The organism is Cupriavidus basilensis, assembly GCF_029335485.1.
GTDB lineage: Bacteria > Pseudomonadota > Gammaproteobacteria > Burkholderiales > Burkholderiaceae > Cupriavidus > Cupriavidus basilensis_E.
The window spans coordinates 1-14,962 of record NZ_JARJLM010000336.1 but is presented as its reverse complement, the minus strand read 5'-3'; the positions used below and the strand labels follow the sequence as shown (position 1 = coordinate 14,962).

The following is a 14,962-nucleotide window of genomic DNA, read 5'->3' as shown; positions in this document are numbered from 1 at the left end:
CGAGGACTTGATCCTCAGTCGGGCTTTAACCCTGCTTCAAAGATTATTTCATCGCCGCTAAGCGGCGCGCGCCTTAGGAGGTCAGGTATCGCGTGGCGATGTCCAGCGAAGCATGGCCGCCGTTCTGCTGCACCACTTCGGTGGCGGCTCGGCCGCCAGTGCGTGGGAAATAAGCGTGTGCCGAAGCCAGTGCGTGCTGGTGCCCTCCAGGCAATCTACAGCGTCCAGTTGCCGGCGCATAGCACCACCAACACTAGGTCAGACTTTCCTCCTTTTGGAGGGCTTGCGGCCGCCACAGGCATTTGGGGTAGTCGCGCGAAGCGCAAGCGAACAATGGCCTTCAGACGCGGCGAGGAACCCTGGGAGGCGCTATGAAAGCGAATGCGAATCTGCTTCTGGAAACGATCTCCGCACTCTACGAGGGGGTAACGGACCCCCAAGGGTTTTCCGCTGCTCTCGCCAAATTCTCCTCGCTCACCGGAAGTCCTAACTCGATCTTCATCCTCTGGCCAGATGGCGCTCCCGGCGGCACGATCGAGGACTCTCACTCCAGCGAATCGATGGAAGCGGTAAGCCGTTACAACTCCAGCTACAACGCACTGGATCCCACAAGGGACATCATCCCTCACTTGCCGAATGGCGCCTGGTATTACGACCAGCGCGATCTGCCGCGCGGCTTTATCGCCAGAAGCGAGTTCTATCAGGACTTCTTCTACCCGGGCAATTTGGGGTGCATGGTGGCCACCCGGGCATCCACAACGCCATATGGGGCCGGCTTCTTCGGACAGCAGCGGCTCAAGGACCAATCGTTCTACGACAGCGCCGATCTCGCGCTATTGGCACAGATCAGCCCCCATCTAACGACAGCAGCAACCCTGCGCTTTGAGCTCGACGGGCTTCGCACGCGACTTTCCTGGTTAGAAGAAGCATTCAACCAGTTGCAGTCGAGCATGATTCTGTGTGATGCCGCGGGCAAGGTCCTATTTGCCAACAGTCCAGCCGAAGGCATACTCAGGGATCCCACCCATCCGTTCCGCGTTCAAGTCGGCTACCTGACGTCTGCCAAAAATAATGACGCGCTGCAAAAGGCCATCAGGCAAGCGGCGGGAAGGCTGATGGCGGCGAGTGCAGTCGCCGTGGCATTGGGCAGTGATGAGAGCCGCCAGTTCGCGTGGGTTGTGCCGGTCCCACCCAACCGAATGCTCGCTATGCCATGGCAGATCCCCATGGCCATGGTCTGGATACGCGCCGCGGACACTGGAGTTAATCCCGGATATGAACTGCTGCGCAGCGTCTATGGCCTAACTGCGGCTGAATACCGCCTCGCGGAACTGCTTGGACAAGACCTTACCCCAGCCGAGTGCGCCGAGTCCCTCGCCATTTCGGTCACAACCGTACGGACACAGATTCGCGCGATCTACAACAAACTGGGCTGTAGCCGGCAATCCACGTTTCTGAAGATCCTTGGCAGCCTGCATTCGCCTGGCTAGGAACAACCAGAGCGCAATTGCGCCCCCAGTCCTTCGGGATCGGCCGGTTACTTGTGATTCGTCTCGACGCGCTTGTAGAAGACGCCATCTAGGTAGCGTCAAGCATCTGGGCATCGAGGTGGCCCAACGCACCGGCAGCCGGCCGTGGCCACCGCACACAGCCGTGCGCGGCATCATCAAATTTGATGATGTGTGTCGGCGCACACGTCGCTAGACTCAGGCATCGCGAGGAGGGAACCCCTTCGCCTCTCAAGAAGGACAAGGAGGTCTAGTGGAACAGATATCGATTGGTTACGGCGCTATTGCGCTGCCCGATGAAGCGCTGGCTACTCCCAGCCGCAGCCACTCTGGAATCGTTCGGCTAGATATCGCCCTACGCGGCAGTACGAGGGATTTTTTGGATGCCCCGGCGCCAGACCCTCGCAAACGAGCAGACGAATTTCATGCCTGGATGCAGGCGCGGGTGGATTTCGGCGGCTTTCCGTATGCCAAGACACTCCTTGGAAATCCAAGACCCGTTTCCACACTTCGTCTCGCCGACGGGAGAGAGATCTCCGGTCTGAATTTCTCGTCCCAGGACTACCTGAATCTGTCCACCCACTCGTGCGTCACCGAGGTGGCGATTGAGGCCATCCGCCAATTCGGGCTGCACAGTGCCGGTTCAACCGCGCTGGCCGGGAATTGCGCCCTAAGTACCGAACTCGAAATCGCTATCGCAGAGTTGGTTCACACGGAGTATGTCTCCCTGTTTCCCACTGGATGGGCCGCCGGATTCGGCGCGGTCAAAGCGTTGATCCGTCCCACCGACCACGTGGTGATAGATCAGCTTGCACACAATTGCCTGCTTGAAGGCGCGGCGGCCGCGACCCGGAATGTCCATATCCAGCGCCATCTCGACATTGAACATGCACGCCGCCTCCTGACCCGGATCCGGGCCAAGGACTGTTTGAACGGCATCCTGCTTGTAACAGAGGGCGTCTTCTCGATGAACTCTGACTCGCCGGACATCCGCGCAATGCAGGCTTTGGCCGCCGAGTATGACGCCGTCCTGCTCGTTGACGTTGCACACGATCTTGGTTGCATGGGACCAGGCGGGACAGGCCAGATTGGCATCCAAGGCATGCTTGGCCAAGTGGATCTGGTGATGGGCTCCTTCTCCAAGTCGTTCGCATCCAATGGCGGCTTTGTGGCATCGAACCGACCGGCGGTTAAGGAGTACCTCCGGTTCTACGCTTCGCCGAACACATTCTCGAATGCACTATCGCCGGTGCAGGTTGCGACGATCCTTAAAAGCACTAGGATCATCCAGTCTTCCGAGGGAGAAACTCGGCGGAAGGCGCTGATGAACGCAATCCACGCGCTTCGCACAGCGCTAGAACTCCGTGGAAGAATCGTGCTCGGCAGTCCGTCGCCCATTGTCCCGGTTCACGTGGGCACTGACGCGGTCGCCCGTCTCGCCTGTGGTGTAATGGCAGAACGCGGACTAATTACAAACCTCGTGGAGTATCCCGCTGTCTCGCTCAATACAGCACGATTGCGCCTACAAGTGATGTCCGAACATAGCGCCTTCGACTGCAAGCTGGCGGCAGAGATTGCTGATGCGTCCGTGAAGCACGCCAATGACACAGTGTTCGGACACTAGAATGGCAAACGGCAGACCCAGCCCCCTTGCCATTCGAAAAGCAATTCCCGTGAACGCCTACACGCGCTCATGGGTGCGAGGCCTATCGGCCATCGCAGTGACCGTTGGCATTTGGCTAGCGGTCTTCACGGCGGCACTCTACCTTCAATCTTACTGGCTGAAAGCGCCTCTCGGCGTCGCGCTGGGATTCGCGACGGGGATGCTATTCGTTGTCGGCCATGACGCGGCCCATGGCTCCCTCCTACCTGGAGTGATTGCCAACCGCATCTGTGCGAGGATCGCGCTCTTGCCGGCCCTGCATCCCTTGTGCACTTGGGAAACAGGTCATAATAGGCTCCACCATGGATGGACGGGCCTGATTGGCAAGGACGCTGGCTACCCCCCGTTCTCGCCTGAGCAGTATTCCGCCCTATCGCCTGCGCGGCGCTTTGAGCAACGGGTGTATCGCTCTCTGCCAGGCTTCGGACTCTACTACCTTGTCGACGTGTGGTGGCGCTGTCAAATTCTCGCTCGGCCGGAAGGGTTCAGGGAGTTCAGTCGCCAGCAAGGCGTATTTGACTACCTGCTTGTCGTCACCTTCATATGCGCGCAGGTTTGGATGACGGTCGCCTTTTCGTCGGCCGGAACGGCTGCGGCCAATCTACTTGTGGTTGTGATCATCCCTTTCATCGTCTGGAACTACGTGATGGCCTTTGTCACGTTACAGCACCACACTCATCCGTCAGTCAGATGGGCGCGAACAAGGGAGGAGTGGGACTTCTTCCACGGGCAAGTGGAAGGCACAGTCCACGTTCAACCGCCTCGGTGGTTGGATGTCTTGTTTGGCAACATCTTTCAGCACACGGCCCACCACGTTGACAAGGGAATTCCGCTGTACCACCTAGTCGTGGCGCAGACTGCGTTGGAGAGCCGGTACCGCGCGTCCATTACCTACGAACGTATGTCCCTTTCCCACTTCCGACGCATCCTAGGTATGTGTCAACTCTACGACTTTGGGACTCATCGCTGGTTGCAATTCAGAGACTGCCCATTGCCGCTTTCCGCGATGCCATCCAAAGCATCCAAGGAAGGTGGCAGCCTCCCCTGACAGGCTCAAATCGGCGGCTTCACAATGACCCGCACCGAGTGCCCTCCTCGCCAGAATCGAGGCCACACAGATTGCCCATCAAGTAGTTCTGGTCGACTAGGAGGCGGTAGTTGCCGAGCACCCCTAGCACATCGCTCCGCGCGCGCCGCGACGGGTGCCCCGCTAAGGGGCCGACCGACCGTCAGTCCAGCGCGTGGCCCCCGCGCGCATCCACCATAGTTAGTTCGCTCGCGCCGGCCTGGGGGAAGCGCTTGAGCTGGCGCACTGCCTCGGCGCCGATGCGGTCAGGCTTAGCCGCCGGCGCATTCTTGGTCCGGTTGGCCGCGTAACGTCACCCCGCCCCGGTCATGCTCCGCCGACTGCCCCGCATTGACGGCACGCTGCAACCAGGCCAGCATTTCGCCCTACCCGTCCCATTTCTGCCCTTCGGCATTGCGGTAGGTGCGCGTCGCCTCGGGTCCCGCCGGCGGCGCCTTCTCGGCGAAGCAGCCGGCTGCCTCCAGGTCCGTCAGGGTCAGGCCGTGACTGGCCATCTGCACACCGATCCACACCATGGCCACGGCGGGCTCGATCTCCAGAGACATAGGTATAACGCTTTGGGAGTCAGAAAGGTGCAACGATTTGGGCCGCACAATCGCCTTTTCCGGGACTCCACACCGCCCGCATCGCCTCCATGCGCCGCGCTGCCTCGGTGGTCACGTAACGGCGGGTGGTATCGTGCGAGGCGTGGCCGCCATTCTGCTGCACCAGCTCCAGCAGCACCCCCGGCCGCCAGCGCATGCGTAAATGTGCGTGTGCCGCAGCCAGTGCGTGCCAGCGGCTTCGCGTTGCGCCGCTAAGGTTCGCCAGGCACAGCGAGCTGGCACAGGCCGAGAGAAACTTCTTGATCTGCTTGACGAGCGTGACGCTCCAAATCCCGGCGGTGGAATTGACGGAATTTCGGCGTCATGCGCCGGGACACAGGGCCAGCGTAGCAATAGATCGAAGCGAAACTCTCAGCGTTGCGCCAGCAGCGCCAGCTTCACCAAGTCCACGACTCGATTGCATCGCATCTTAGTCTTCAGGTTGGCAATTTGCTTTCTCACCGTATTTTCGGATACACCGTTCATGGTCGCGAACCCGGCAGGTGTTACACCGGCGACAAGGCCCGCGAGGACCTTCGCCTCCGCATTGGTGATATCGAAAATGGAGATAAGGGCGACTGTATCCGCTTCGCCCATCGCGCTGTTACGACGAAGTCGTATTAACGCGAGCGGTTCGTTCGACAGTCGGATATGAGGGCTAGCGGGCGTGATGTCCAGGCTCATTGTCTCGCCCCACGCGAGGGAGACAATCAACTTTGTCCGCTGTCCCGTTCGCAGCGTATCCCCGAGCTTCTTCGACAACTGATCGAAGATGACTCGGGCGGGATGCCAGAGTCTCCCCCGCTTAGTGCATAGACCACTACGATTGTCGAGAATCGCGCGGGCCAATGGTGAGGCTCGCAGTACCACGCCGGCTACGGAAACAAGGCATGTCGCCTCTCCTAATGAGGTGAATGTGTCCTCAACCATTTGGAGATTCATCGCCATTGATTGGCTTCTACGTTCAAGCGCAGCTTGAAATGTCCGGACATAGACACCGATATCACCTTGGGTGAGCTTTTCTCTCGCACCAGGGGCAACGGTCGAGCGTTGGAAGCTGAAGGCTGTCCGCCGGTCCGGATTCTGTTCGACGATGAGAGCCAGAATCTGTGCCTGGCCGTGCTTATGAAGGTAGTCTCCGTAGAACTCGGTGCGCTGCAGCTTCGATTGAGATAGGAGCTCGTTGCTATCCAGCCATGTGCCTGCACTTAAGCCAATGGCGGCATCGGCTACAACATCGAGCTTATGAAAGTGCTGTGCGTAGTCGTCGAGGGTCGAAGTCGGGATGTCGACATGGTTCAGATTCAGCAGGCTGCCACATCCATCCATCATAATTAGAGACCCACTATCTGCGCCGATTAAGTCACGTGCAGTCCCGAGAATGTGCTCCCATGGTGGGGTCGCATCGGACATGCCCTCAACTGCTTCCAACGCACGGCCCAAACACAACGCATAAGTCACGTCAAAATCTCATAATCAGATCTATCCTCTATTCGCCCGATCATCATTGCCGGGCTTGTCCCGCTCTGTTTCCGGCTAAGCCGGTTCCTCCCTGGCGGTTGAAACACAGCCTAGCAGACGTGACGTGTCATCAGAATTGATTACAGCGGAGGCCCTACCTTTGTGGGGTTAGCACGCACCTGCTTGCGTTGTGAAGGCACGACCGACGGTGTCAGGGCGATCTTTGGAGATGAGGAGAAGTCGCTTCAATCGCTATGGGCTCAGATAGCCGTGCGGCCTTCACAAAGGAAACGCAGGAGCGTCGCCGAGCAACTACGCAGCTCTCCGACCTCCCGCTCGCTCTTCTCGGGCAACGTCCGCTTGCGAAGCGTAGTTCCTGCCACTGCCGTTTGCCGCAAAGAGAGCGCTGTGCGCTGCGCGAAATTGACCCGAATCAGTGGAGGGTGTCCTCGGCGAGCCCGTTCTTGTACGTGAGCCCGTGTGCGCGATCATCACGCGCATCTTGTCACTCAGGCCCTGCCAGAGCAGCGCGAGCACATCGAGCGGCGTGCCCATGTTGCCAATGCGCGCCAGGTCGTAGAGCTTGTTGGCGGTGAGTGCGATAAGTGTCGTGACGCGTCTTCCGCCCTGGGTGAAAACTACCGACAACTCATCGCCGCTGCTGTCCGGATAGTCCCACTCGAAATTGGTATGTCCTGAATCAATCGAAAAGTCGTCACTAAATTTGATGATGACGACACTCGGCGTGGCGTGCATATTCAGAGCAATGCAACATGAACAAGACGGTGAAAGGCCGCAGTGATTGTGAAAGACTTTACTCAAAACATAGCTGGCGACAGAAAGAGGGATGCCGAAATGAGCCGTCGATTTGCCTGGATACTCGTCTTCGCTTTAGCGCTGGGCGGCTGCGGTGGCGGCAGCGATGAGAAAAGCAGCAGCGGCGTTACCAGCTCGGTTGCACCGGACGCAGCAGTTTCCTATCGGATGACGTTGACCCCGACGGTTGGACAGGTAGCCGCAGGGTCCGACATTGCGTTCGTCGCCTCCCTCGTGGACAACAAAGGACGGCAGGTAGAGTCCCCTGCCATCCAGTGGTCAAGCAGCAGCAAGACAACCGCGACGGTCCTGCCGAACCCCCAAATCCCGGGCCTGGTAAGTGTGAGAGGCGTCGCGCCCGGCACGGTCACGTTAACGCCAATGCGACGGCGCCTGACGGCACCACGTTAAGCCAATCGGCAGATTTGACCGTCGTGGCGGCAGCGAACTTGACCTATTCGCTCCGGCTCGCCAATCCGACCCTAACGCTTCAATCCAATCGCCCCGCGGCAGTTGCCGCCCATCTCGTACGCAGCGATGGTATCGATGTCACCGCATTCGCGACGGGTTGGGAATGGAATGTCGACAATCGCGCTGCAATCAGGCTGACGTTCGCCGGAGAGATGGCGACGCTCACAGCGCTCAACACATCCCGGACAACCGCCCAGGGCGCCACAGTCACAGTGAGCGCCAGGGCGCCGGATGGCACCGTTCTGACCGGTCAGATTGCCGCGACCGCGCTACCGAGCTATGCCTACAATGTTGTGCTTTCGCTGAGCAACGCCGTAGTGGCCGGCGACCTTCCGGTCACCGTGAAGGCAAAGATCATGCGCAGCGACGGCGTCGATGTCACGGCCGACTTCCATGGCTGGAACTGGTCCACGCCTTCGTCCGCTGGCGGTGCGAATCTGCTGTCAGTCTCGACCTCGAGCGGCGGAACGCAAGTGACCATTGCATCGACACTGACGACCTGTCCTCTGACGGCCCCGGGTATCTATCAGAACCTGTTCAGTGTGACCGCAGCCGGCCCCGATCCACTGACGAGCGCCTCAAGTGCCACCGTACTGGTGACCCAGGCGGCCACGTACTCCTTCGCTTTTCGGCCACTTGCCGCACCCGATCTGGGCATTGCGGCCACCCTCCATGCTCAGATTTTCCATGACGGGAAGACCTCCGAAGACGTGACTGCGTTGTGCAGCAGCTGGACATGGGCGCTCACCGGCGCTATCGCCGTCACAGCGAATTCGGCTGACCTCGCCTTCGTGCCCACCGCGTCCACCTTCTCGGCAACCCCCATCTGTATGATAGACGGGCTGACGGTGACCGGCCCGGCGTACACGGGTTCGACCACCCCGATGACAATCTCCGCAATGACCGTGACACCCACCTCACCGACAACAGCGACGCTGCAATGGAACACCAACCACCCCGCGACCACCCAGGGACGTTATATCGATACCTTCATCGGTGAAGATTTCAACACTGCGGTGGATTCGACACTAGCCACGACCCATACTGTGTTTCTCACTGGCCTAACACCTGGCGATTTATATAGAGTGGAGGGGATCTCTGTAACGCCATCGGTCAGATAGTGCACAGCGAGACCCGCTTCTTGAGCATGTAGGCTGCGGGGGAATCCATTACAGCTGAACCAAGTGGACGTCCAACATCGACGATTGACGACTACGTCGATCATTTTCACAAGCTCAATGTCATTGGCGTCTCGACCGCTATCAGGCATTGCCACGGCACCGCGACTTCCATGTCCGCCAGAAAGCGCTGGCGACATGTTCACTCGCTGCTCGCCGTGACCTTCCGCTTTCGCAAAGATTCGCAAAGCTAATCTGCCGCTTCATCTCCGATTCTTCTTTCCGGCACACACATGGCAACGCCTACAAGAGACAAAAACGATGCCACTACCGCCCAGAGATTGATGGGCTTCGTGCCCTGGCCGTTCTTGCAGTGATTCTTTGCCACGCAAGAATCGCAGGGTTCGCAGACGGGTACATTGACGTCGACGTGTTTTTCGTAATCTCGGGATTCGTTGTGACGGGCGCAATTGCTCGCGAACAGCACACTGGCGCATTCTCTCTCGCGGCCTTCTATTCCCGCCGGCTCGGTCGGTTGGTGCCGGCTTTGTACTGTATGCTCGGCGTGACGGTGGCGTTCGCGTTGGCGTTCCTGTTTCCGGAAGACGCTTACGATGTCCTCAAGAACAGTCTCTTTGTCAGCATTCTCTATTCAAAATTTTTCTCGCAAAACAGACCGGTTACTTCGATCCGACCGCCGATAAGCAAGCGGCTCTTACGCACCTGGTCGCTATCGGTGGAAGAGCAGTTCTATTTTGCATTTCCACTACTTTTCGTAGCATTGAGACGTGCTAGTGCGCCAGCGTGCTTCGGAATTTTGGTGTGTTTATTTACGACTGCGCTCGTATACTCCCAAAACGCCGTTGATATCGTCGATTCGCGTTCCCACTACATGCTGCATTCCCGCGCGTTCGAGTTTCTGATTGGTGTTCTGTTGACCGTCGGAGGGCGGCGATGCTTGGCGCGTGTTACGGCCACGATCGCAAACGCGCTGCTCCTGTGTGGCCTGGCGATCATCGTTTGGTGCGTCGCTGGATTTGAGGCCAATACGCCGATGCCGGGGCTCTACGCCTTGCCCCGTTGCCTTGGTGCGGCCTTGGTCATCGAAGTCGGAGAGCGTACAAGCACGGTCGAGAAACTGCTGACGAATCCCACAGCAGTCTATGCTGGGAAGCTCTCGTACACGCTCTATCTTTGGCATTGCCCGATTCTGTTCGCACTACGCAGGTTCTATTTGACGTCCGATACCTGGACGTTAGCCGGTCCGGCCTGGCCATTGCGACTCACCAATGGATTGAGGAGCCGATACGTCGGTGGAACCGGACGAATCGAAAGACTGTCCTGGTGCTATTTTTCGCGCCCATATGCGCCTTTGGGAGCCTGCTCCCGACCGCGAAAGCGACGGACTATTTTGTGGAGTTCTACTCGAAGGACCTCCGCGCTAGCTACGAGCAAACGGGGCACACCGTGATTCAAGGCAAGCGCGCAGACGCCTGTTGGAATAAAGTCGAGTTGACTGACCCGTCTACTTGTCGGCTCGGGCGGACTGCTGCATCGCCCACGGCGATCTACTGGGGAGATTCGCATGCGTACCATCTCGCCCCTTTCATCGACCAGCTTGGCAAGGAGTTCGGACTCTCAATTCATGACGTGACCCTATCCATGTGCCCGCCGATTGAGCAGGGACCCGCGCGAGCCGGCAATCCGGCATTCCAGACGCATAGCGAGGAGTGCTTGCGACACAACGAAGCGGTCTTCAGCTACCTGCTTGCCCATCCGGAGATCGTCCAGGTCATCATGGCGGCCGTATGGCAAGGCTACGTGGGCGTCCAGGTGCCACGTCACCCAATACCCATGGTTCTTGCCAGGCGATATGTACTTCCAGGACATCCTTGCCAAGCTGCTTGCAGCGGGGAAGCGCGTGGTGCTGCTTGACGACGTACCGATCGTGCCGGCCGAGCTTGAGAACTGCATCTCGAATCCGCTATATGGGATAGGGATGGACGGCCATTGCACCTATGCGGAAACACGTGCGCAGAAGGACCACGTGGTGGCCGAGCGGCTGCTCAGTGACTTGAAGCAGAAGTTCCCAAGCATTTCAATTGTCGACACCTACGACGTTCCTTGTGATGGTGGTAGGTGCAAGTCGGAGTTGTTCGGCGTCGCCCTATATCGTCACAACGATACCGGCCACCTCGGGCAGGGCGGAAGCGAGACCTGCCAAGGCGGCTGACGTAATTGGGTTGTACTTGAATCCACTGGCGCACGCGGTCGTGTTCTGCGTCGACGAAAAGGCCGCGATTCAGGCGTTGGATCGCAAAGACCCGGTGTTGCCGCTGTATGCGGCGTTCAACACGAGGACGGGCGAAGTGCTTGGCAAGACGGCAGTGCGGCACACTTCGGCAGAATTCGTCCCCTTCCTGACTGGCATTGTGGCCAATCAACCCCACTGTAAAAAGATACATGTCATCGCCGATAACCTCTCTGCCCACAAGACCAAGCAGGTCGATGCGATTCTGGCCGAACACACCAACGTGCACATGCATTTCACTCCAACGTACTCGTCCTGGCTAGATCAGGTGGAGCTGTGGTTCGCCAAGATTGAGCGTGATGTCGTTTCTCGCGGCGTCTTCACCTCGGTGACAGATCTCATGCGCTATATCCGCCACAACAATCAGCCGAAACCTGTGAAATGGAAATACTTCGATCCTTCTCGGCGAGTTACTTCCAATTCAAACGTTACCGAATTACCTCAAATTCAAACATTGCGGCCCACTAGCTCGACGCGCACCGCCCCGTTGGCGTCTTATGGAACCACGGTGATCGTTGGCCCAATTGAAAAGGTGTGGATGCCGTGATTGCTGTAGATGCCGTGATTGCAAGCCGTCGACCCATTCGAGAACTGGCCGGTCAGAAGAGCGGATATCGAATAGCGTCCAGGCTGCGTAGCAGAGAACGAGAGCTGAGAGTCAGATTGCGCTCCCTGCTGTCCCTCGTAGTCGCACGAAACAGCTCCAAAAGAGCGGGCAATATACACAGACCCTATTGAAGTAGCCACCGGTCCGACGGCGCCCGTTAGTCCATTTTGTGGGCTGACGTAAGAGATAAGTGCCTGTGGACCAACTGGGCCAGGCGTGATAGTCATTATATCCGATAGGATCAATCTCTCACCAACCTTAATCACCCGGTCGCATACCTTCACGTGCACCGAACTAGCTATTCGTCCGGAATTCCCTGGCTCCGTTAGGTCCGTTTCGCTACACCCCCCGCAGACTCCTTGCGCAGCCCCTGTAAAGGCTCGCTGGAGCAACGAGACAACTTGCCCTTTAAGAGTGGACCCATCAGTTCCGTCCACGGAGGATAGGTACGTGGCGATGAACGCATGACCCATCCAGTCGTCGAACTTCGCTATGTTAAAAGGGGCTAGTTCAATCAGGCCACCGCCGTATCCGACTGCGGTGTAAGTCGGAGGACTCGCGGTGATGCGGTTGAGTAAGTCGGTCCTGTTCATCACGTAAAGGCCGCTGATATGCGAATCAGTCGGCGGCGCTACGTTGACGATTTTCAGTGCGCTCAGTTTTTGTGCGGAGACTATCTGTGTAAGTGCGCTGTAGATCTCATTGACAAACAAGTTTCCCTGGGAATGAGCGACGACTATCACTGCCTGATTCGCATTGAGATCTGCGGCGATTTGAGGCACTGCATCGTCAACCACCTTTTTTACAGCGACAGCACTGAGAGATGCCGTGACGGTTGCGTTGATGGAATTAACGAGTTTCGTTAGGACGCCGTCCAGCCCAGGAATCGGTAGAGCCAGACCTCCAAAGAGTCCAGCCCACGCAGCAATGAAGTAGGCCGACCCGTTAGCTACGCCACCAACGATAAGTTGCCTGGCAGATTCTGACAAATCCCAGAAAATACCATCAGTGGGGTTGTATATGATCTGCCTTTTTACGATTTTTCCGATGGTTTCTTTATCCATGGCTTTGGTAAGTACAAGCCTCTCCATGCTAACCGCGGAGTAGGCTGCATCTATCGGATCATTGTTTATTCCATTAACGAAGTAAATGGAGTACCCACTCGCCGGGCAGTTAGGGATCTGGCTGCCACTGATAGGCGCGGCCCAGGTCGGCACCGCGAGGATGGCGCAGAGCAGAGACGCTATCCAGCGTCGCAAAGCCACACAGTTTCTTTTCATGAGCAGGCCTTCTGAACGTCAATCGGCACCACTGCAGAAGCAAGGGAAAGGCGGGCCTGATACAACGCTACCCGCTCTACGGTGTTGAGTGCTGCGGCCATGACAACCTGGTTCGCACGAGACGCCGCTAGCAAATTGCCTTTGAAGTTTGCATCTGTATTGCAACGGGCATCGTTCACGCCAGCGACGACGATCGCTTGAACCGTGTCACGGTCGATCGACGTCGGAGCAAGAATCGTCTGCATCCGCGCAGCCATCTTCATGGCGCCCGCGAATGCTTTTGCATCGGCACCGTATGCGGTTGCAAGCAGTCGCTCGACGTCGTCCCGTACGCCGTTCCCGTTCTTGTCTATACCAGCGGAGGTTGCATTGACCTCTCTGTCCGCTGGTGGTGGTGGCACTGCGATACCGGAGATCACGGTCCCGTCGCCCGTCAACACAAATGACGCGTTGGTTTCCGCAGTCGGCGTTACAGTCGGTTGGTCACCTTCTCCTCCCGCAGACGAAGATGGCGCTGAATCGTTGCTGCCTCCACACGCGGATACCAGGGATATTGCGGTAACTAAACTAGCAAACGACCTTTTCATAGCCCCCCTTTTGAACCGACCAATTCAGTCTAGAGGCATCGCAATCTATGGTCGACGCCAACCATGGATGCCTAAGCTTTCGTACAGGTATCCAAGTTTTGACTCGACAACATTGATGAGACATGGATGAGGACATAACGCATAGCCAAAGGCGCTGTGGTGGATTTCTGATGATCGCAGGTACGGGATTTCCGACCAGAAGGCAGAATGGACATAACCTCGAATATATCGCGCAAATTCTTAGGGACACGCATGACATTGAGTTGTCAAATGGGCTTCTCGATGTCGCAGCATGTAGCCAAAAGGTCCACTATGAAGAGGAAACGCTCTCTGAGAATCAAGCATTAGCAACCAGCCGAAACGGAGTGGCAGACGGAGCGCTGGCGGCGGCAGTGAGTAAGGTATAACTGTGGGCATTCACGATGATTTCCTTTCCATGGTGCTGTTGGTATGCGGCGGCATCCTTCGTCGGAGCAAGGCAGGCCTAGGAATAATATGGCAGGCGGTGCCGGCGTGGTCATCATCAAATCTGATGATGAAACGCAAAGAGCCATGCATCCTCCGGCCGAAAGTCGGAAGGGTGTATGGAAAACATATCCCCGGGGCCGTCCTGCCACATCATCAAAACTGATGACGCCGATCACGATTCAGAGTCTAGCGTCAATAGTGTGAACGATCTTTTTACTGCCGCGAAGAAGAGCCCTAGAAAGCTGTTCTATGGAGCATCCGGCAATGGCGGTGGGCCACCATCTAGCGATGGAGACATTCAAGAAGGCACGAGCATTGACATCAAACATGTTCCTTATCGCGGTAGCGCTCCTGCGCTTACGGAGCTCCTGGACGGGCAGACCGACACAATGGTAGATACGATCTCCTTGGTGAGACCCTACGTTACTTCCGGAAAAATGCGTGCCCTGGCTCAGACCGGCGTGAAGCGCTCGAGCTACCGACCAAATATACCAACCATGCGTGAAGTGGAGGCGTCGGGCTACGAAGCGAGTTCTTGGCTAGCGCTTGCCGCACCAGCTGGTACGTCCGCAGCTGTAGTGCAGAAGCTCAATGTGGCTGTCAACGATGTGCTGAAGACGCCTACTGTTCGATAGCAACTAGCAAAGCGAGGTGTGGAGGTTACAGCCGGCACGCCGAGCGATGCTGCCCGACACCTGAAGGCGGAAGTCGATAGTTTTGCGAAGGCGAACAACTGGATCCGGTGAGTTGGGCCACTTCGATGGCCCAATGCTTGACGCTACCTCGATGGCGTCTTCTAAAGACGTCAAGACCAAGCACAAGTAACCGGCCGGTCCTGAAGGAGCACTGCGCGGCCCAACTGCACTCTGGTTGTTTCCAGCCAGGGGAACGCAGGCTGCCAAGGATCTTCGGAAACGTGGATTGCCGACTACAACCCAGTTTTGCCCAGTTTGCTGTAGATCGCGAGAATCGCATCCGTACGGTTGTGATGGAAACTGCAG

At 57.6% G+C, this 14,962-nt stretch carries 14 protein-coding genes and 1 pseudogene; 9 read left to right on the top strand and 6 right to left on the bottom strand.

The window, feature by feature from the left end:
* Positions 1-371 precede the first annotated feature (371 nt).
* The 3 genes from P3W85_RS19860 (at position 372) to P3W85_RS19850 (ending at position 4,219) form a co-directional block, all read left to right on the top strand.
* Positions 372-1,490 carry a helix-turn-helix transcriptional regulator gene (locus P3W85_RS19860; protein WP_276266064.1) on the top strand — a complete coding sequence of 373 codons (1,119 nt, stop codon included), beginning with the start codon at positions 372-374 and terminating at the stop codon, positions 1,488-1,490.
* Between the two features lie 271 nt (positions 1,491-1,761).
* A complete protein-coding gene (locus tag P3W85_RS19855; RefSeq protein WP_276266063.1) occupies positions 1,762-3,132 on the top strand; it encodes an aminotransferase class I/II-fold pyridoxal phosphate-dependent enzyme in 1,371 nt (456 codons plus the stop codon).
* Positions 3,133-3,181: 49 nt separating this feature from the next.
* Entirely contained in the window at positions 3,182-4,219 is a 1,038-nt protein-coding gene (locus tag P3W85_RS19850; protein WP_276266062.1) for a fatty acid desaturase, read from the top strand.
* Between the two features lie 404 nt (positions 4,220-4,623).
* Here P3W85_RS19850 and P3W85_RS45570 read toward each other — a convergent pair whose 3' ends face one another.
* From P3W85_RS45570 to P3W85_RS19830, 4 genes are all read right to left on the bottom strand, one after another.
* Positions 4,624-4,803, bottom strand: a complete 180-nt coding sequence (locus P3W85_RS45570) for an H-NS histone family protein (RefSeq protein WP_430869580.1) — start codon at positions 4,801-4,803, stop codon at positions 4,624-4,626.
* Positions 4,804-4,822: 19 nt separating this feature from the next.
* On the bottom strand, positions 4,823-4,981 hold the full coding sequence (locus P3W85_RS19840) for a hypothetical protein (RefSeq protein WP_276266061.1): 159 nt from the start codon (positions 4,979-4,981) through the stop codon (positions 4,823-4,825).
* 233 nt (positions 4,982-5,214) lie between these two features.
* Positions 5,215-6,255, bottom strand: coding sequence for a helix-turn-helix transcriptional regulator (locus P3W85_RS19835; protein ID WP_276266060.1), 1,041 nt, complete (start codon positions 6,253-6,255; stop codon positions 5,215-5,217).
* 360 nt (positions 6,256-6,615) lie between these two features.
* Complete coding sequence (locus P3W85_RS19830; RefSeq protein WP_276266059.1) at positions 6,616-7,059, bottom strand: hypothetical protein; 444 nt, start codon at positions 7,057-7,059, stop codon at positions 6,616-6,618.
* Between the two features lie 509 nt (positions 7,060-7,568).
* Here P3W85_RS19830 and P3W85_RS19825 point away from each other — a divergent pair.
* The 5 genes and pseudogenes from P3W85_RS19825 to P3W85_RS19815 all read left to right on the top strand — a co-directional run.
* A complete protein-coding gene (locus P3W85_RS19825; RefSeq protein ID WP_276266058.1) occupies positions 7,569-8,711 on the top strand; it encodes a fibronectin type III domain-containing protein in 1,143 nt (380 codons plus the stop codon).
* Between the two features lie 148 nt (positions 8,712-8,859).
* Entirely contained in the window at positions 8,860-10,179 is a 1,320-nt protein-coding gene (locus P3W85_RS45565) for an acyltransferase family protein (protein WP_430869579.1), read from the top strand.
* Entirely contained in the window at positions 10,122-10,643 is a 522-nt protein-coding gene (locus P3W85_RS45560) for an SGNH hydrolase domain-containing protein (RefSeq protein ID WP_430869578.1), read from the top strand. Before P3W85_RS45565 ends, P3W85_RS45560 begins: the two co-directional genes overlap by 58 nt.
* Positions 10,582-10,941, top strand: coding sequence for an SGNH hydrolase domain-containing protein (locus P3W85_RS19820; RefSeq protein ID WP_276266057.1), 360 nt, complete (start codon positions 10,582-10,584; stop codon positions 10,939-10,941). The genes P3W85_RS45560 and P3W85_RS19820 overlap by 62 nt, the downstream gene beginning before the upstream one ends.
* Positions 10,931-11,446, top strand: a pseudogene (locus P3W85_RS19815) (IS630 family transposase); the annotation flags it as partial. The gene P3W85_RS19820 and the pseudogene P3W85_RS19815, both read left to right, overlap by 11 nt.
* 68 nt (positions 11,447-11,514) lie before the next feature.
* Here P3W85_RS19815 and P3W85_RS19810 read toward each other — a convergent pair.
* Together P3W85_RS19810 and P3W85_RS19805 are read right to left on the bottom strand one after the other, a co-directional pair.
* Positions 11,515-12,906 (bottom strand): hypothetical protein, encoded by a 1,392-nt coding sequence (locus P3W85_RS19810; RefSeq protein WP_276266056.1) that lies wholly within the window; start codon positions 12,904-12,906, stop codon positions 11,515-11,517.
* The gene (locus tag P3W85_RS19805; RefSeq protein ID WP_276266055.1) at positions 12,903-13,325 is read right to left on the bottom strand and encodes a hypothetical protein; all 423 of its coding nucleotides are present in this window, start codon (positions 13,323-13,325) and stop codon (positions 12,903-12,905) included. Before P3W85_RS19805 ends, P3W85_RS19810 begins: the two co-directional genes overlap by 4 nt.
* A 752-nt stretch (positions 13,326-14,077) precedes the next feature.
* Here P3W85_RS19805 and P3W85_RS19800 point away from each other — a divergent pair.
* Positions 14,078-14,596, top strand: coding sequence for a tripartite tricarboxylate transporter substrate-binding protein (locus tag P3W85_RS19800; RefSeq protein ID WP_276266054.1), 519 nt, complete (start codon positions 14,078-14,080; stop codon positions 14,594-14,596).
* The last annotated feature ends 366 nt before the right edge of the window (positions 14,597-14,962 follow it).